The organism is Streptomyces sp. NPDC018610 (genome assembly GCF_044391765.1).
In the GTDB taxonomy this organism is placed as follows: Bacteria; Actinomycetota; Actinomycetes; order Streptomycetales; family Streptomycetaceae; genus Streptomyces.
Window position 1 is genome coordinate 37390 of the sequence record NZ_JBISAL010000016.1, and the last position, 16552, is coordinate 53941.

Annotated in this window: 14 protein-coding genes; 10 read left to right on the forward strand and 4 right to left on the reverse strand. The window is 72.3% G+C overall.

The annotated features are described in order from the left end of the window. Nucleotides 1–77: 77 nt before the first annotated feature. Nucleotides 78–554 carry a MarR family winged helix-turn-helix transcriptional regulator gene (locus ACH5A8_RS32405; RefSeq protein WP_399007576.1) on the forward strand — a complete coding sequence of 159 codons (477 nt, stop codon included), beginning with the start codon at nucleotides 78–80 and terminating at the stop codon, nucleotides 552–554. A 68-nt stretch (nucleotides 555–622) separates the two neighbouring features. On the opposite strand, the gene meaB is transcribed toward ACH5A8_RS32405, so the two are convergent. Next, nucleotides 623–1579, reverse strand: coding sequence for a methylmalonyl Co-A mutase-associated GTPase MeaB (meaB, locus tag ACH5A8_RS32410; protein WP_399007577.1), 957 nt, complete (start codon nucleotides 1577–1579; stop codon nucleotides 623–625). A 92-nt stretch (nucleotides 1580–1671) separates the two neighbouring features. Further along, complete coding sequence (locus tag ACH5A8_RS32415; protein WP_399007579.1) at nucleotides 1672–2880, reverse strand: acetyl-CoA C-acetyltransferase; 1209 nt, start codon at nucleotides 2878–2880, stop codon at nucleotides 1672–1674. 148 nt (nucleotides 2881–3028) lie between these two features. Here ACH5A8_RS32415 and mce point away from each other — a divergent pair, with 148 nt between their 5' ends. From mce to ACH5A8_RS32450, 7 genes are all read left to right on the forward strand, one after another. After that, complete coding sequence (gene mce, locus ACH5A8_RS32420; protein WP_399007580.1) at nucleotides 3029–3469, forward strand: methylmalonyl-CoA epimerase; 441 nt, start codon at nucleotides 3029–3031, stop codon at nucleotides 3467–3469. A 277-nt stretch (nucleotides 3470–3746) separates the two neighbouring features. Continuing rightward, nucleotides 3747–7694 (forward strand): polarized growth protein Scy, encoded by a 3948-nt coding sequence (scy, locus tag ACH5A8_RS32425; protein WP_399007581.1) that lies wholly within the window; start codon nucleotides 3747–3749, stop codon nucleotides 7692–7694. A 195-nt stretch (nucleotides 7695–7889) separates the two neighbouring features. Further along, nucleotides 7890–8825, forward strand: coding sequence for a cellulose-binding protein (locus ACH5A8_RS32430; protein WP_399007582.1), 936 nt, complete (start codon nucleotides 7890–7892; stop codon nucleotides 8823–8825). Between the two features lie 127 nt (nucleotides 8826–8952). Continuing rightward, entirely contained in the window at nucleotides 8953–9945 is a 993-nt protein-coding gene (locus ACH5A8_RS32435) for an ATP-binding cassette domain-containing protein (RefSeq protein ID WP_399007583.1), read from the forward strand. 3 nt (nucleotides 9946–9948) lie between these two features. Next, the gene (locus ACH5A8_RS32440) at nucleotides 9949–10722 is read left to right on the forward strand and encodes an ABC transporter permease (protein ID WP_399007584.1); all 774 of its coding nucleotides are present in this window, start codon (nucleotides 9949–9951) and stop codon (nucleotides 10720–10722) included. A gap of 300 nt (nucleotides 10723–11022) precedes the next feature. Then, the gene (locus tag ACH5A8_RS32445) at nucleotides 11023–12327 is read left to right on the forward strand and encodes an ABC transporter ATP-binding protein (protein WP_399007585.1); all 1305 of its coding nucleotides are present in this window, start codon (nucleotides 11023–11025) and stop codon (nucleotides 12325–12327) included. Next, the gene (locus tag ACH5A8_RS32450) at nucleotides 12324–13199 is read left to right on the forward strand and encodes an ABC transporter permease (protein ID WP_399007586.1); all 876 of its coding nucleotides are present in this window, start codon (nucleotides 12324–12326) and stop codon (nucleotides 13197–13199) included. The genes ACH5A8_RS32445 and ACH5A8_RS32450 overlap by 4 nt, the downstream gene beginning before the upstream one ends. Nucleotides 13200–13258: 59 nt before the next feature. Here ACH5A8_RS32450 and ACH5A8_RS32455 read toward each other — a convergent pair whose 3' ends face one another. Beyond that, nucleotides 13259–13591, reverse strand: coding sequence for an ATP/GTP-binding protein (locus ACH5A8_RS32455; protein WP_399007587.1), 333 nt, complete (start codon nucleotides 13589–13591; stop codon nucleotides 13259–13261). Nucleotides 13592–13824: 233 nt separating this feature from the next. On the opposite strand from ACH5A8_RS32455, the gene ACH5A8_RS32460 reads away from it, so the two are divergent. Next, a complete protein-coding gene (locus ACH5A8_RS32460; protein WP_399007588.1) occupies nucleotides 13825–14853 on the forward strand; it encodes an LLM class flavin-dependent oxidoreductase in 1029 nt (342 codons plus the stop codon). A gap of 264 nt (nucleotides 14854–15117) precedes the next feature. Here ACH5A8_RS32460 and ACH5A8_RS32465 read toward each other — a convergent pair whose 3' ends face one another. Next, the gene (locus tag ACH5A8_RS32465) at nucleotides 15118–15510 is read right to left on the reverse strand and encodes an SCO5389 family protein (RefSeq protein ID WP_399007589.1); all 393 of its coding nucleotides are present in this window, start codon (nucleotides 15508–15510) and stop codon (nucleotides 15118–15120) included. Between the two features lie 300 nt (nucleotides 15511–15810). Between ACH5A8_RS32465 and nucS the strand changes: the two genes are divergently transcribed. Continuing rightward, entirely contained in the window at nucleotides 15811–16482 is a 672-nt protein-coding gene (nucS, locus tag ACH5A8_RS32470) for an endonuclease NucS (protein WP_399007590.1), read from the forward strand. Nucleotides 16483–16552: the final 70 nt, after the last annotated feature.

The following is a 16552-nucleotide window of genomic DNA, read 5'->3' on the forward strand; positions in this document are numbered from 1 at the left end:
TGACGGCTCGAACGCGTGCGCACCGTCATGACACCCCTCACTCGTTCGCTTTTCAACTTCTTAGGTAGACTTCATACATGGAGACCGAGACGGCCACGCGCTGGCTGACGGATGCGGAGCAGTGCGCCTGGCGCACCCACTTGGAGGTCAACAGGCTGTTGACCTACCAGCTCGAGAAGGATCTGCAGCCGTTCGGCCTGACTATGAACGACTACGAGATCCTGGTGAATCTGTCCGAGTCCGAGGACGTGCGGATGCGGATGAGCGACCTCGCGTCCGCCACGCTCCAGTCCAAGAGCCGCCTCTCGCACCAGATCACCCGCATGGAGAACGCGAACCTGGTGCGCCGCGAGAACTGCGAGTCCGACCGCAGAGGGCTGTACGCCGTCCTCACCGAGCACGGCATGGAGACCATGCAGAAGGTCGCGCCGCACCACGTGGCGTCCGTGCGCAGGCACTTCATCGATCTGCTGGACCCCGAGGCGCTGACCGAGCTGGACAAGGCCCTGAAGCCGATCGCCGAGCATCTGCGAGGGCAGCGCGGGCGTCCCTGAGGCAGGCGTGAAGCAGGGGGGCGGGGACCTTCCGGGTCCCCGCCCCCCCTGCTGCGCGTCGTGGTGCCTCAGGACTCCGTCAGGCTCGCGACCAGTTCGTCCGCCGCGCGGTACGGGTCCAGCTCGCCGGCGACGATGCGCTCCGCCAGGGCGCTCAGGCGGCGGTCGCCGTGCAGGTCGCCGATGCGTTCACGCAGGGCCGTGACGGCGATCGTCTCCACCTCGCGGGCCGCGCGGGCGCGGCGGCGCTCGGTGAGCACGCCCCGCTCCTCCATCCACGCCCGATGCTTCTCCAGGGCCTCGACGACCTCGTCGACGCCCTCCGCGCGCGCCGCCACCGTCTTCACGATGGGCGGACGCCAGTCGCCCGGGCCGCGGGCCTCGCCGAGGCCCAGCATGTGGTTCAGCTCCCGGGCCGTGGCGTCCGCGCCGTCCCGGTCGGCCTTGTTGACGACATAGACGTCGCCGATCTCCAGGATGCCCGCCTTGGCCGCCTGGATGCCGTCGCCCATCCCGGGGGCCAGCAGGACGACGCTCGTGTCCGCCTGGGAGGCGATCTCCACCTCCGACTGTCCCACGCCCACCGTCTCGACCAGGACCACGTCGCAGCCGGCCGCGTCCAGCACCCGGATCGCCTGCGGGGCGGCCCAGGCGAGGCCGCCCAGGTGGCCGCGGGTGGCCATCGAGCGGATGTAGACGCCCGGGTCGGAGGCGTGCTCCGACATGCGGACGCGGTCGCCCAGCAGCGCGCCGCCGGAGAAGGGCGAGGAGGGGTCGACCGCCAGGACCCCGACCCGCTTGCCCTGCTTGCGGTACGCCGTCACCAGCGCCGAGGTGGACGTCGACTTGCCGACGCCCGGGGAGCCGGTGAGGCCGACCACGTAGGCGTTGCCGGTCAGCGGGGCGAGCGCCGCCATGACCTCCCTGAGCTGCGGGGACGCCCCCTCCACCAGGGAGATCAGCCGGGCCACGGCCCGCGGCCGGCCTTCCCTGGCCTGGGCCACCAGAGAGGAGACGTCCTGCATCACAGCTCCGTTCACGTGATCGGCTTGCCCGGTCCGCGGATGTCGGGTGCGGACCGGGTCGGTCGGGAGGGTGGGCCCGGGGCGCGGAGCGCCTACGCCTTCGGCACCCGGACGATGAGGGCGTCGCCCTGGCCGCCGCCGCCGCACAGCGCCGCCGCGCCCACGCCGCCGCCGCGCCGCTTCAGCTCCAGCGCCAGGTGCAGCACGAGACGGGCGCCGGACATCCCGATCGGGTGACCCAGGGCAATGGCACCGCCATTCACGTTCACCATTTCCGTGGACACGCCGAGGTCCTTCATTGACTGCACGGCGACGGCGGCGAACGCCTCGTTGATCTCGATGAGGTCGAGGTCCGAGACCTCCAGCCCCTCCTTCTTCAGGGCGTGCAGGATCGCGTTGGAGGGCTGCGACTGCAGGGAGTTGTCCGGGCCGGCCACGTTGCCGTGGGCGCCGATCTCGGCGATCCAGTCCAGGCCCAGCTCCTCGGCCTTGGCCTTGCTCATCACGACCACGGCCGCGGCGCCGTCGGAGATCTGGGAGGCCGACCCCGCGGTGATCGTGCCGTCCTTGGCGAACGCCGGGCGCAGCTTGCCCAGCGACTGGACCGTGGTGTCGCCGCGGATGCCCTCGTCCTTGCTGAACAGCACCGGGTCGCCCTTGCGCTGCGGGATCTCCACCGGGGTGATCTCGGCCTCGAAGACGCCGTTCTTCTGCGCGGCGGCGGCCCGCTGGTGGGACAGGGCGGCGATCTCGTCCTGCTCGGCGCGGCCGATGCCCAGGCGGGTGTTGTGCTTCTCCGTCGACTCGCCCATGGCGATGTTCTCGAAGGAGTCGGTCAGCCCGTCGTAGGCCATCGCGTCGAGCATCTCGACGGCACCGTACTTGAAGCCCTCGCGGGACTTGGGCAGCAGGTGCGGGGCGTTGGTCATGGACTCCTGGCCGCCGGCGACGACGATGTCGAACTCGCCCGCGCGGATCAGCTGGTCGGCCAGCGCGATGGCGTCCAGGCCCGACAGACACACCTTGTTGACGGTCAGCGCGGGGACGCTCATCGGGATGCCGGCCTTGACCGCGGCCTGCCTGGCCGGGATCTGGCCCGCGCCGGCCTGGAGCACCTGGCCCATGATCACGTACTGCACCTGGTCGCCGCCGATCCCGGCACGGTCGAGGGCGGCCTTGATCGCGAAGCCGCCGAGGTCGGCTCCGGAGAAGGACTTCAGCGAGCCGAGCAGTCGGCCCATGGGCGTACGGGCGCCCGCGACGATCACCGAGCTGGTCGAACCGGGAGTTCCAGAAGACATGAGCTGCGATCCCCTTACCGGCCTGCACAGCCGAGGAGTGAACGAGGGTTTACTCCGAATGTACTGAGCGGTACTGCACCCGTCATCGGCCTTTCGGTGTGATCGCGCGCACGTTGCGTAACCACCGCCGTGGCGCTCCACTGAAACCATGCTGACGCGAATCGACCACATCGGGATCGCCTGCCACGACCTCGACGCCACCGTCGAGTTCTACCGGGCCACCTACGGCTTCGAGGTGTTCCACACCGAGATCAACGAGGAGCAAGGCGTGCGGGAGGCCATGCTCAAGATCAACGAGACCTCCGACGGAGGCGCTTCCTATCTGCAACTGCTGGAGCCGACCCGTGAGGACTCCGCCGTCGGCAAGTGGCTGGCGAAGAACGGGGAGGGCGTCCACCACATCGCCTTCGGCACCGCGGACGTCGACGCGGACGCCGCGGACATCGGTTCGAAGGGCGTACGCGTTCTGTACGACGAGCCGCGCCGCGGCTCCATGGGGTCACGGATCACCTTCCTGCACCCCAAGGATTGTCACGGTGTCCTGACAGAACTGGTCACCTCGGCGCCTGTTGAGTCGGCCGAGCACTGACCTCCGTACATAAGGGCCGGTAGGGTTGGGGGCGGCCGTCCTTGAACACAGGGGCGGCCCGGCCCTGCCGTCAAGGCTGACGCCTGCCCCGCCCTCGGGGCGGACGCCGCCGACCTTGACGACAAGGCCGCCGGGGTCCGCGTTTCGGGGGACGGGCGACGGGGCGGCAGCCCATGCTCCGCCGTCGATCTGACACCATTCCCCGGGGGCCCCGTCCGGCGGATGGACGGAGCTCGTTTGGACAGGCTTGCGACCAGGGGACGGATGGGACCGCGCAGTGCGGGGCTACGAACGCCAGGAGCGAGAGCCGGCGGCTGACGTCGACCACCTCTCTCGGTTCGAGGCCGAGATGGATCGGCTGAAGACCGAGCGGGAGAAGGCGATCCAGCACGCCGAGGACCTCGGCTACCAGGTAGAGGTGCTGCGCGCCAAGCTGCACGAGGCGCGCCGGACCATCATGACCCGGCCCGCCTACGACAGCGGCGACATCGGCTATCAGGCCGAGCAGTTGCTGCGTCAGGCGCAGGTGCAGGCCGACCAGATCCGCGCGGACGCCGAACGGGAGCTGAGCCAGGCCCGCGCGCAGACCCAGCGCATCCTCCAGGAGCACGCCGAGCAGGCCGCGCGCCTGCAGGCCGAGCTGCACCAGGAGGCGGTGACCCGCCGCCAGCAGCTCGACCAGGAGCTGGCCGAGCGCCGGCAGACCGTCGAGTCGCACGTCAACGAGAACGTGGCGTGGGCGGAGCAGCTGCGCGCCCGCACCGAGCAGCAGGCCCGCCGACTGCTCGACGAGTCCCGCGCGGAGGCCGAGCAGGCGATGGCCGCCGCCCGCGCGGAGGCCGAGCGGCTGACCTCCGAGGCCCGCCGGCGGCTGCAGAGCGAGGCCGAGTCGGCCCGCACGGAGGCCGAGCAGATCCTGCGCCGCGCCCGCACGGACGCCGAGCGGCTCCTCGACGCCGCCTCCACCCAGGCCCAGGAGGCCACCGACCACGCCGAGCAGCTGCGCAGCACCACGGCGACCGAGTCGGACGCCGCCCGCCGTCAGGCCGCCGAGCTGAGCCGGACCGCCGAGCAGCGGATGACCGAGGCCGAGGAGGCGCTGCGCAAGGCGCAGACCGAGTCCGAGAAGCTGGTCGCCGAGGCCAAGGAGGCCGCCGCCAAGGCGCTGGCGACCGCGGAGTCGGCCAACGAGCAGCGCACGCGCACCGCCAAGGAGCAGGTCGCCCGGCTGGTCCAGGAGGCCACGAAGGACGCCGAGAACACCCGCTCGGAGGCCGAGCAGCTGGTCGCGGACGCCCGGGCCGAGGCGGAGAAGATCGTCGCGGAGGCCACGGAGAAGGCCCGCAGCGCCACCGCCGAGGAGACCGCCACCCAGCTGTCCAAGGCGGCCAGGACCGCCGAGGACGTGCTGAACAAGGCGTCCGAGGACGCCAAGAAGACCACGAAGGCCGCCGCCGAGGAGGCCGAGCGGATCCGCACCGAGGCCGAGGCCGAGGCGGACCGGCTGCGCGCCGAGGCGCACGACATCGCCGAGCAGCTCAAGGGCGCGGCCAAGGACGACACCAAGGAGTACCGGGCCAAGACGGTCGAGCTGCAGGAGGAGGCGCGCCGGCTGCGCGGCGAGGCCGAGCAGCTGCGCTCCGAGGCGGTCGCCGAGGGCGAGCGGATCCGCGCCGAGGCCCGGCGCGAGGCCGTCGCGCAGATCGAGGAGGCGGCGAAGTCCGCCGAGGAGCTGCTCGCCAAGGCCAAGGCGGACGCCGACGAGCTGCGCAAGACGGCGACCGCGGACAGCGAGAAGGTCCGCACCGAGGCCATCGAGCGGGCCACCGTGCTGCGCCGGCAGGCCGAGGAGACGCTGGAGCGCACCCGCGAGGAGGCCGAGCGGCACCGCGCGGAGGCCGACGAGCAGGCGGAGTCGGTCCGGACGGAGGCCGAGCGGGCCGCGCGCGAGCTGCGCGAGGAGACCGAGCGGGCGATCACGGCCCGCCGGGGCGAGGCCGCCGAGGAGCTGACCCGGCTGCACACCGAGGCCGAACAGCGCCTGGCAGCGGCCGAGGAGGCCCTGACCGACGCGCGGGCCGAGGCCGAGCGGATCCGCCGCGAGACCGCCGAGGAGAGCGAGCGGCTGCGCACCGAGGCCGCCGAGCGGATCCGTACGCTCCAGCAGCAGGCGGAGACGGAGGCGGAGCGGCTGCGCGACGAGGCCGCGGCGGACGCGTCCGCCTCCCGCGCGGAGGGCGAGGCGCTGGCCGTACGGCTGCGGTCGGAGGCCGCGGCCGAGGCGGAGCGGCTGAAGACCGAGGCGCAGGACACCGCCGACCGGGTCCGCGCGGAGGCGCAGGCGGCCGCGGAGCGCCTGGGCGCGGAGGCGTCCGAGACGCTGGCCGCCGCCCAGGAGGAGGCCGCCCGGCGGCGCCGCGAGGCCGAGGAACTCCTCGGTGCGGCGCGCGCGGAGGCCGACCAGGAGCGCGAGCGGGCCCGCGAGCAGAGCGAGGAGCTGCTGGCCTCGGCGCGCAAGCGCGTGGAGGAGGCGCAGGCCGAGGCGGTCCGGCTGGTGGAGGAGGCCGACCGGCGCGCCACCGAGCTGGTGTCGGCCGCCGAGCAGCACGCGCAGCAGGTGCGCGACTCGGTCGCCGGGCTGCACGAGCAGGCTCAGGAGGAGATCTCCGGGCTGCGCTCGGCCGCCGAGCACGCGGCGGACCGTACCCGCCGGGAGGCCGAGGAGGAGGCGGACCGGGTCCGCACCGACGCCTACGCCGAGCGGGAGCGGGCGAGCGAGGACGCGACCCGGCTGCGCCGGGAGGCGCAGGAGGAGACCGAGGCCGCCAAGGCGCTCGCCGAGCGCACGGTCTCCGAGGCGATCGCGGAGGCCGACCGGATCCGCGGCGATGTCGCCGAGCACGCCCAGCGGGTGCGCACCGAGGCCTCCGACACCATCGCGCAGGCCGACCAGGACGCCACGCGCACCCGTGCCGAGGCCCGTGACGACGCCAACCGCATCCGCTCGGACGCGGCGACGCAGGCGGACACCCTCATCTCCGAGGCCCGTCTGGAGGCGGAGCGGCTGCAGACGGAGACGGCCGCGGAGGCCGACCGGCTGCGCACCGAGACGATCGCCGAGACGGACCGGCTGCGCGCCGAGACGGCCGCGGAGGCCGAGCGGGTGCGCGGCGAGGCGGTCGCCGAGGCCGACCGGGTGCGCGCGGAGTCCGTCGCCAAGGCGGAGAAGCTGATCTCGGACGCCACCGGGGACGCGGAGCGGCTGCGGGCGGAGGCGGCCGAGACGGTCGGCACCGCGCAGGGCCGCGCCGAGCGGATCCGTACCGAGTCCGAGCGGCTGAAGGCCGAGGCGGAGGCGGAGGCGGAGCGGACGCTCACCGCGGCTCGCGAGGAGGCCGAGCGGACGCTGGACGAGGCCCGCAAGGAAGCCAACAAGCGGCGTTCGGAGGCGGCCGAGCAGGTCGACACGCTGATCACGGAGACCACGGCCGAGGCCGACAAGCTGCTGACCGAGGCGCAGGCGAGCGCGGTCAAGACCAAGGCGGACGCGGAGTCCCAGGCCGACACGATGGTGGGCGCGGCCCGCCAGGAGGCGGAGCGGATCCTCGCCGAGGCGACGGTGCAGGGCAACACCGCGGTGGAGAAGGCCCGTACGGACGCGGACGAGCTGCTCGTCGGCGCCCGCCGGGACGCGACCCAGATCCGGGAGCGGGCCGAGGAGCTGCGCGAGCGCCTGACCACCGAGATCGAGGAGCTGCACGAGCGGGCCCGCCGCGAGTCCGCCGAGACGATGAAGTCGGCGGGCGACCGCTGCGACGCGTTGATCAAGGCCGCCGAGGAGCAGCTCGCCAAGGCGCAGGCCAAGGCCAAGGAGATCGTCTCGGACGCCAACTCCGAGGCGGGCAAGGTGCGCATCGCCGCGGTCAAGAAGGCCGAGGGGCTGCTGAAGGAGGCCGAGCAGAAGAAGGCCAAGCTGGTCAAGGAGGCCGAGGAGCTGAAGGCCGAGGCGGTCCACGAGGCCCGGCGCACGGTGGAGGAGGGCAAGCGCGAGCTGGAGGTCCTGGTGCGCCGGCGCGAGGACATCAACGCCGAGATCTCCCGGGTCCAGGACGTGCTGGAGGCGCTGGAGTCCTTCGAAGCGCCCTCGCCCGGCAAGGACGGCGGGGTCAGGGCGGGGGCGACGGTGGGCGCACCCAGGTCGGGTGGCAAATCGTCAGAAGGGTAGTCTTTGAGGTGAATTCGGGGGCTTGACGGGGGAGCCTCCGGGGGCTGTGCGCGGGGCGTTGGCAAGCCTCGCGGCGGTCAGCCACTCAAAAGAGGTGTCATTCTCCAGATCAAACACGTATCCGCTCGATGACACACCGCTTCGGCCCCTAGGATTCGACCTATCACCTCACCGGTCTCATTCGACAGGAACCCCATGAGCGACACTTCCCCCTACGGCTTCGAGCTTGTGCGGCGTGGGTACGACCGCGCTCAGGTGGACGACCGTATCTCCAAGCTCGTCTCCGACCGTGACAGTGCTCTCTCCCGCATCACCGCCCTGGAGAAGCGCATCGAGGAGCTGCACCTCGAGACGCAGAACGCCCAGGCCCAGATCACCGACGCCGAGCCGTCGTACGCGGGTCTCGGCGCGCGCGTCGAGAAGATCCTCCGCCTCGCCGAGGAGGAGGCGAAGGACCTGCGTGAGGAGGCCCGGCGCGCGGCCGAGCAGCACCGCGAGCTCGCCGAGTCGGCGGCCCAGCAGGTCCGCAACGACGCGGAGTCCTTCGCCGCGGAGCGCAAGTCCAAGGCCGAGGACGAGGGCGTCCGGATCGTCGAGAAGGCCAAGAGCGACGCCTCCCAGCTGCGCGCCGAGGCGCAGAAGGACGCGCAGTCCAAGCGCGAGGAGGCGGACGCACTCTTCGAGGAGACCCGCGCCAAGGCCGCGCAGGCCGCCGCCGACTTCGAGACCAACCTCGCCAAGCGCCGCGAGCAGTCCGAGCGGGACCTGGCCTCCCGTCAGGCCAAGGCGGAGAAGCGGCTCGCGGAGATCGAGCACCGCGCCGAGCAGCTGCGCCTGGAGGCCGAGAAGCTGCGCACCGACGCGGAGCGCCGTGCCCGCCAGACGGTGGAGACCGCCCAGCGCCAGGCCGAGGACATCGTCGCCGACGCCAACGCCAAGGCGGACCGTATCCGTTCGGAGTCCGAGCGCGAGCTGGCGGCGCTGACCAACCGCCGCGACTCGATCAACGCGCAGCTGACCAACGTGCGCGAGATGCTGGCCACCCTCACCGGTGCCGCGGTGGCCGCCGCGGGCTCGCCGGCCGAGGACGAGCAGGCCTCCCGCGGGGTGCCCGCCCAGCAGACCCGGTAGCCCCGCGTTCTACGGGACCGATCGTGTGAGGCCCTCCGTCACCTCGGTGGCGGGGGGCTTCGCCCGTCTTCGCCGTCCGTGTCCGTCTCCGGTGGCGGGGCGCCCGGTCCGGATCTAGCGTGGCCGCATGATCGAGCTGGCGGGGCTGACCAAGCGGTACGGCGAGAAGGTGGCGGTCGACGGCCTCACGTTCACCGTGCGGCCGGGCGCCGTCACGGGTTTCCTCGGGCCCAACGGCGCCGGGAAGTCCACGACCATGCGGATGATCCTGGGCCTGGACCACCCCACCGGCGGCGATGTGCGCATCGACGGGCGGCACTACCACGAGCTGGCGAATCCGCTGACGTACATCGGCGCGCTGCTGGACGCCAAGGCGGTGCACGGCGGCCGCAGCGCCCGCAACCATCTGCTGTGCCTCGCCCAGAGCAACGGAATCCCCGCCCGCCGGGTGGGCGAGGTGCTGGAGACGGTGGGCCTGACGGCGGTCGCGCGGAAGAAGGCGAAGGGGTTCTCGCTGGGCATGAGTCAGCGCCTCGGCATCGCGGGCGCCCTGCTCGGCGATCCGCGGATCCTGATGTTCGACGAACCGGTCAACGGCCTGGACCCGGAGGGCATCCACTGGATCCGCGGGCTGATGAAGTCGCTGGCCGCGCAGGGCCGTACGGTCTTCGTCTCCTCCCATCTGATGAGCGAGATGGCGCTGACCGCGGACCATCTCGTCGTCATCGGCCAGGGCCGGCTGCTCGCCGACACCACGATGGCCGACTTCATCGAGCGCAACTCCCACTCCCGCGTCCGCGTCCGCACCCCCGACCGTGAGCGGCTGCTCGACGCGCTGCACGGGGCCGGGATCGCGGTCGAGGAGGCCGGCGGCGGTGTGCTGGAGGTGGACGGCGGCGAACCGGAGCGCATCGGGGAGCTGGCGGCGCGGCACCAGGTCGTGCTGCACGAGCTGAGCGTGCGGCAGTCGTCGCTGGAGGACGCGTTCATGCGGCTGACGGCCCAGTCGGTGGAGTACCACGCGCGCCCGGAGCCCGCCGAGCGGTCGTGGGGCGAGCGGTCGGCCGCGAGGACGACGGCGGGTTCCGCCGCGGGCACGACGACTCCGACGGAGGGCTGAGGCATGGCGGCGGCGCAGGTCATCCGGTCCGAGTGGACCAAGATCCGGTCGGTGGCGTCCACGGTGTGGACGCTGTCCCTGGCCGTCATCGTCACGATCGCCCTCGGCATGCTGATCTCGGCCCTGTCGAAGAACGAGTTCGGCTCCATGGACCCCCGTGAACGGCTCTCCTTCGACCCGACCTTCGTCAGCTTCGCGGGCATGGCGCTCGGGCAGTTGGCGATGATCGTGTTCGGGGTGCTGGTGGTGTCCAACGAGTACAGCACCGGCATGATCCGCACCTCGCTGGCGGCGGTCCCGCGGCGCGGCGCGTTCCTGGCGAGCAAGGTGGCCGTGGCGAGCGCCCTGGCGCTGCTGGTCGGCATGGCCACCGGCTTCGCCGCGTTCTTCCTGGGGCAGGCGATGCTCGGTCCGCTGCTGCGGACCACGCTGGACGCGCCCGGGGTGCTGCGGGCGGTCATCGGCGGCGGCCTCTACATGACCCTCATCGCGGTGTTCTCCATGGGCGTCGCCCTGATGCTGCGCTCGCCGATGCTGTCGCTGGGCGTCCTGATGCCGTTCTTCTTCCTGGTCTCCAACATCCTCGCCAACGTCTCGGCGACCCGGAAGGTCGGCCAGTACCTGCCCGACCAGGCCGGCAGCCGGATCATGCGGGTACTCCCCCGGGTCGGCGACGACACCCCGTACGGGCCCTGGGGCGGCCTCGGGATCATGGTGCTGTGGGTGATCGCGGCCCTCGTCGGCGGTTACGCGCTGCTGCGCAGGCGGGACGCCTAGGGTCTTTCGTTCGGATCAGGCCGGGTCAGGAAGCGGGGTCCGGTGGTGGGGGCCCCTCCCACGCCGTTCAGGCGGTGGGGGAGCGTCGCAAGGCGGAGGAGGGCGTCATGGCGGAGGAGGGCGTCATGGCGGAGCCATGGCCCGCGAGCCCGGCGTGATCCAAACGAGAGGCCCAAGGTCCTCGCTGTTTTACTTTCTTTTGGCCGGAACCGTCAGCGCCCGGATATCCTCCTAACCCTTACGGGGGCGTGCGCCCCGCTGTCCTGAATCTGGACGGCCACCTTCCGATGGGACCGGAGCATGATCGAGGCAGTCGGCCTGACCAAGCGCTATGGCGACAAGACCGCCGTGCACAACCTCTCCTTCCAGGTGCGGCCGGGCGCCGTCACCGGCTTCCTCGGGCCCAACGGTTCCGGCAAGTCGACGACCATGCGCATGATCCTCGGTCTGGACAACCCGACCGCGGGCTCCGTGACCATCGGCGGCTATCCCTACCGCAAGCTGCCCAACGCTCCGCGCCAGGTGGGCGCGCTGCTGGACGCCAAGGCCGTGCACGGCGGCCGCAGCGCCCGCAACCACCTGCTCTCCCTGGCCCAGCTGTCGGGCATCCCGGCCCGCCGGGTGGACGAGGTGCTGGGCGTGGTCGGCCTCCAGGAGGTGGCGAAGCGGCGTTCGAAGGGCTTCTCGCTCGGCATGGGGCAGCGGCTCGGCATCGCGGCGGCGCTGCTGGGCGACCCGAAGGTGCTGCTCTTCGACGAGCCGGTGAACGGTCTCGACCCCGAGGGCATCCTCTGGGTGCGGAACCTGATGAAGTCGCTGGCCGCCGAGGGGCGGACCGTGTTCGTCTCCAGTCATCTCATGAGCGAGATGGCGCTGACCGCCGATCACCTGATCGTCATCGGCCGAGGGCAGCTGCTCGCCGACATGAGCGTGACGGACTTCATCTCCGCCAACTCCGCGGACTTCGCCCGGGTCCGCACGCCCGAGACCGAGCCGCAGCAGCGCGAGAAGCTGACCTCGGCGCTGACCGAGGCCGGTGGGCACGTGCTGCCCGAGCCGGACGGCGCGCTGCGCGTGACGGGACTGCCGCTGCCGCGCATCAGCGACCTCGCGCACGAGGCCGACGTACGGCTGTGGGAGCTCTCGCCGCACCAGGCCTCGCTGGAGGAGGCGTACATGCGGATGACGCAGGGCGCCGTCGACTACCGCTCGACCATCGACCAGAAGGCCGGGCTGATGCAGCCGCTGCCGCCCGGCGCCCAGCCGCCCGTGCCGGTGCCGGGTCAGGGCCAGCCCGGCTGGTACGCCCCGCCGCCGCCCCAGCAGGGCGGTCAGCCGTTCCCGCCCCAGGGGCAGCCGGTCGCGGGCGTGAATCCCTACGCCGCTCCGGGCCCGGGCGCGCCGAACCCGTACGCGCAGGCCGCCCCGCGGGTGCCCGCGCAGCCGGCCGCGGCGCCGCCCGCCCCGGCCGCCCCGCCGCTCCTGGCCCCGGCCGCTGCGCAGGCCGCCCCCGCCGCCCCGCGCGCCTCCGCCGAGGCACCCGCCCCGCAGGCGGCCTCCGCCGAGGCCGCCGTCGACACGACCAAGTCCGAGGACGCCCGATGAGCACGCCGCAGACCCCGATGCCGCAGGCCGCGCCGCCCGCCGGGGAGGCGGGCGGCGCGGCTCCGTACGCCGGTTACACCTCGCCGATCCCCGTCGTCCGCACGCATCTCGGGCACGCGCTGGCCTCGGAGTGGACGAAGATCAGGTCGGTGCGCTCCACGATGTGGACGCTCGGCGTGTTCGTGCTGCTCGTGGTCGGCATCGGGCTGCTGACGGGTGTGGTGGTAGCCGACTCCTCCTCCGACCTGTCCGGTGACGAGAACGCGCTGTCGCTGGGCTTCTTCGGCCTGCTGCTGGGCAGCATCTGCGTCATCACGCTCGGCGTGCTGACCACGGCCTCGGAGTACGGCACCGGCATGATCCGCACCACGGCGACGGCCTGCCCCACGCGCGGGCGGATCCTCCTGGCGAAGGCGCTGGTGTTCTTCCTCCTCGCCTTCACGATCACCCTGGTGTCCACCGCGCTGGTCGCCGTCGCGCAGACGGCCATGCTCGACGGCAGCGGCGCCCGGCAGCCCACCGGCGCGGAGTGGTTCAAGGCGACGGTCGGCGTCAGTCTCTACATCGCCCTGCTCGGGCTGTTCTCGCTGCTGGTCGGTTCGGTGCTGCGGCACTCGGCGGGCGGCATCACCATCATGATCGGCCTGGTCCTCGCCCCGCTGGTCATCGCGCTGTTCATGTTCACGCACTCGCTGGAGAAGGTGCGCATGGCGCTGTTCGAGTACTCGATCCCGAACCAGCTGAGCGTCTTCTACTCCAATTCCCTCACCGACTCCGGCCCCTCGGGCTGGGACCCGCTGTGGATCATCGTGGGCGCCACGGTGGTCGCCTTCGCCGGCGCCTGGGCGCTGCTGGAGAAGCGGGACGTGTAGGGCCCTTCGGGACATCGAGGACCCTTCGGGACGTACAGGGCCTTCCAGGATCCGGGCCTTCAGAACCTGGGGGCGTTACGGGACCGCTGCACCCGTGTGGTGCGGCGGTCCTTCGCGTTCCAGCAGGCCTTGTGCCAGTGCCGGCGGTCGTCCACCCCGGAGTGCTCGGGCCAGGCCACCACGTGCGGGACGCCCGAGGCGATCACCTGGTCGCAGCCCGGGCAGCGGTACGTCTTGCCCGCCGCGCTCGCGCCCGCGACATGGCGCACGCTCCACTCCTCGCCCCGCCAGCTCTCCGTGGACTGCCAGCCGCCGTAGCGGCTCGCGGCGTCGTCCTCGGCGCTCCGGCCGGACGAGCCGGAGCCCTTGGGGCGGTTGCGGCGCGGGGACACGGGACACCTCACGGAACTTGCGGGAGAACGGGCCGTGTCCAGACTACGCGGCGCCGACCGGGGTACGCGTGCCCCACCGTATTCCCGACCAACCCCCACAAGTCCCCCCGGGGAGCGCCGCATTCGACCGACAATCCGGAAATCCCTTCGCCCGACCGTGTCCTCGGCACGTGTCGCGCGGTTATGCCGTGTGGGGGAGCTCCGTGTCGGAGCCGAGGAAGCAGGAAACAGCAATGCGCGTAGGAAGCTTCGTGTTGGCCGCCCAGTTCCCCGGACAGGGACAGGGCGAGGCGCTGTACCGCGCGGTCCGCACGGCCGAGGTCGCCGAGGAGGCGGGACTCGACGCGGTCTGGCTGGCCGAGCACCACTTCGTACCGTACGGGACGTGCCCGTCGGCCATCACCCTGGCCGCGCTGCTGCTCGGCCGCACCCGCCGGCTGAGGGTCGGCACCGCGGTCAGCGTGCTGCCCACCGTCCACCCGGTCGCGCTCGGCGAGCAGGCCGCGCTGCTGCACGTGACGAGCGGCGGCCGGTTCACGCTGGGCGTGGGGCGCGGCGGACCGTGGGTGGACCTGGAGGTGTTCGGCGCGGGCCTGGAGGCGTACGAACAGGGGTTCCCGGAGTCGCTCGATCTGCTGAGGCGCTGGCTGCGCGAGCCCTCGGTGTCCGCGTCGGGGGAACGATTCGCCTTCCGGGAGGTGCCCGTGGTGCCGCGCCCGTCGGAGGCGCTGACCGAGGCGCCGGGTCCCGAGGTGGTCGTCGCCTGCACCTCCCCGGCGAGTGTGCGGCTGGCCGCCGAGCGCGGGCTGCCGATGCTGCTCGGGATGCACGTCGGGGACGAGGAGAAGGCCGAGATGGTCGCCCTGTGGCAGCGCTGCGCGCGGGCGGCGGGACGGCCGGGCGAGGAGATCCGGGACGCCGGCCACGTCTCGGCGGGTGTCTGCCAGATCGCCGACCGGCGCACGGACGCGGCGGAGACCCTGCTCAAGGCCATGCCGGGCTGGCTGAAACAAGGTCTGGACGCCCATGTCACGGTGGACGGCCGGACCCGCCGGATGCGCGATCCGCTGGCGTACGTGGAACTGCTGTGCGGGCTGCATCCGGTGGGCACCCCGCGGCTGTGCGCCGACCGGCTCGCCGCGACCAGCGACCGGACCGGCATCTCCCGCTTCGCCCTGCTCGTCGAGGGCTCGGGAGACCTGGCCGCGACGGAGGAGAACGTACGGCGGCTCGGCGCCGAGGTACTCCCCCACCTCGGCTGACCGAGCCGCGTCACGGCACGTCCTGCCGCCCCGTCCCGCACCTTGCTCGGGCCGGGCGGCGAGCGGACCGTCGGCATCTTCCGTCCGGATCGCGCCGGGGCAGGGAGCGGGGCCCGGCACCGTGCGCCGCGAGGCGGTGCGGGCCGTCATGAGGGAACCATGACGGCCCGCCGCGGCACGGCTGGGACACCCCCTGCGCGAAGCCCGGGGCAACGGTGCCGGGCCCCGCGAGCCCGGCGTGATCCGAAGGAGAGGCCCTGCGCTTCAGCAGTCCCTGAACTCCGGCGACTGGTTGAGCAGCTGGGCGCGCACCGACGTGAACCGGGCGAGCCGCTCGTCGACCGAGGAGTCCAGCGGGAAGACCGCCACCCGGTGGCAGTTCTGGAAGGCCAGCCGGACACCGAAGTGCCGCTGCAGCGCGCCGCGAATCGCATCGCTCGCGAGCGCGCGCAGCAGCTGGCCGCGCGCGTGCTCGTCCGGCGGAGGCGTCTGGTTGTCGGCGAACTCTCCGCCGTCCACCTTCAGCTGGGCCACCAGGGAGCTGATCATCTCCCATGCGTAGGGCAGGGAGGTCCGGACGCAGTCGACGAAGTCGGCTTCGTCGACCTCGCCTCGCTCGGCCTGTTCGAGTAGGGCCGGTGAGACGTCGAGCGACATGGGTTCTCCTCTCGCACCCCCGGGTTGCAGGGGTTGCCGGACAGATGAGGGAGTTCGTGATACCGAACACGGTGCGTACACATATCGCGACCTCCCGTTCTCTACGGTAGGCAACTGAACGGTCACCCACCAGGCGAATGCACTTACCGGCAGGGCGGGTTGGGCACACAATCGGCCACGAGTGAACACGGGTGATCGTGGGAAAAATGGGGCGGTGCGCGGCGCGCGGTCACGCGCCGGAGCGGGAGCCCCGTCGGGCGAATCGCGCGCGGACGGTCGCGTCGAGTAGCGTTGCCGACCATGCGTCTCGTCATCGCCCGGTGCTCCGTCGACTACGCCGGCCGGCTCACCGCCCACCTCCCCTCGGCACCCCGTCTGATCCTGGTCAAGGCGGACGGCAGCGTCTCGATCCACGCGGACGACCGCGCCTACAAGCCCCTGAACTGGATGTCGCCGCCGTGCGCCCTGAAGGAGGGGACGGGCGACGAGGAGGGCGTGTGGACCGTCGTCAACAAGGCGGGCGAGAAGCTCATCATCACGATGGAGGAGATCCTGCACGACTCCTCGCACGAACTCGGCGTGGATCCGGGACTGATCAAGGACGGTGTGGAGGCACACCTCCAGGAGCTGCTCGCCGACCGCATCGAGACGCTGGGCGAGGGCTACACGCTGATCCGGCGCGAGTACATGACGGCCATCGGCCCGGTGGACATCCTGTGCCGCGACGGCGAGGGACGGACCGTCGCCGTGGAGATCAAGCGGCGCGGTGAGATCGACGGGGTGGAGCAGCTCACCCGCTACCTGGAGCTGCTGAACCGCGATCCGCACCTCGCCCCGGTGCGCGGGATCTTCGCCGCGCAGGAGATCAAGCCGCAGGCCCGCGTGCTCGCGACCGACCGCGGCATCGGCTGCCAGGTCCTGGACTACGACGCGCTGCGCGGCATCGAGGACGACAAGCTGCGGCTGTTCTGAGCGCGGCACGACGAAGGGGCCGGGCCCGTCGGAAGACGGGCCCGGCCCCTTCGCGTCCCCGGCGAGGCCG

Bases quoted from the DNA above. Each gene is read 5' to 3' on its own strand.
- nucS (WP_399007590.1), top strand. From the start codon at position 15,811: ATGCGTCTCGTCATCGCCCGGTGCTCCGTCGACTACGCCGGCCGGCTC.
- ACH5A8_RS32445 (WP_399007585.1), top strand. From the start codon at position 11,023: ATGATCGAGGCAGTCGGCCTGACCAAGCGCTATGGCGACAAGACCGCC.
- mce (WP_399007580.1), top strand. From the start codon at position 3,029: ATGCTGACGCGAATCGACCACATCGGGATCGCCTGCCACGACCTCGAC.
- ACH5A8_RS32405 (WP_399007576.1), top strand. From the start codon at position 78: ATGGAGACCGAGACGGCCACGCGCTGGCTGACGGATGCGGAGCAGTGC.
- ACH5A8_RS32430 (WP_399007582.1), top strand. From the start codon at position 7,890: ATGAGCGACACTTCCCCCTACGGCTTCGAGCTTGTGCGGCGTGGGTAC.
- ACH5A8_RS32460 (WP_399007588.1), top strand. From the start codon at position 13,825: ATGCGCGTAGGAAGCTTCGTGTTGGCCGCCCAGTTCCCCGGACAGGGA.
- meaB (WP_399007577.1), bottom strand. From the start codon at position 1,579: ATGCAGGACGTCTCCTCTCTGGTGGCCCAGGCCAGGGAAGGCCGGCCG.
- ACH5A8_RS32415 (WP_399007579.1), bottom strand. From the start codon at position 2,880: ATGTCTTCTGGAACTCCCGGTTCGACCAGCTCGGTGATCGTCGCGGGC.
- ACH5A8_RS32435 (WP_399007583.1), top strand. From the start codon at position 8,953: ATGATCGAGCTGGCGGGGCTGACCAAGCGGTACGGCGAGAAGGTGGCG.
- ACH5A8_RS32450 (WP_399007586.1), top strand. From the start codon at position 12,324: ATGAGCACGCCGCAGACCCCGATGCCGCAGGCCGCGCCGCCCGCCGGG.
- ACH5A8_RS32440 (WP_399007584.1), top strand. From the start codon at position 9,949: ATGGCGGCGGCGCAGGTCATCCGGTCCGAGTGGACCAAGATCCGGTCG.
- ACH5A8_RS32465 (WP_399007589.1), bottom strand. From the start codon at position 15,510: ATGTCGCTCGACGTCTCACCGGCCCTACTCGAACAGGCCGAGCGAGGC.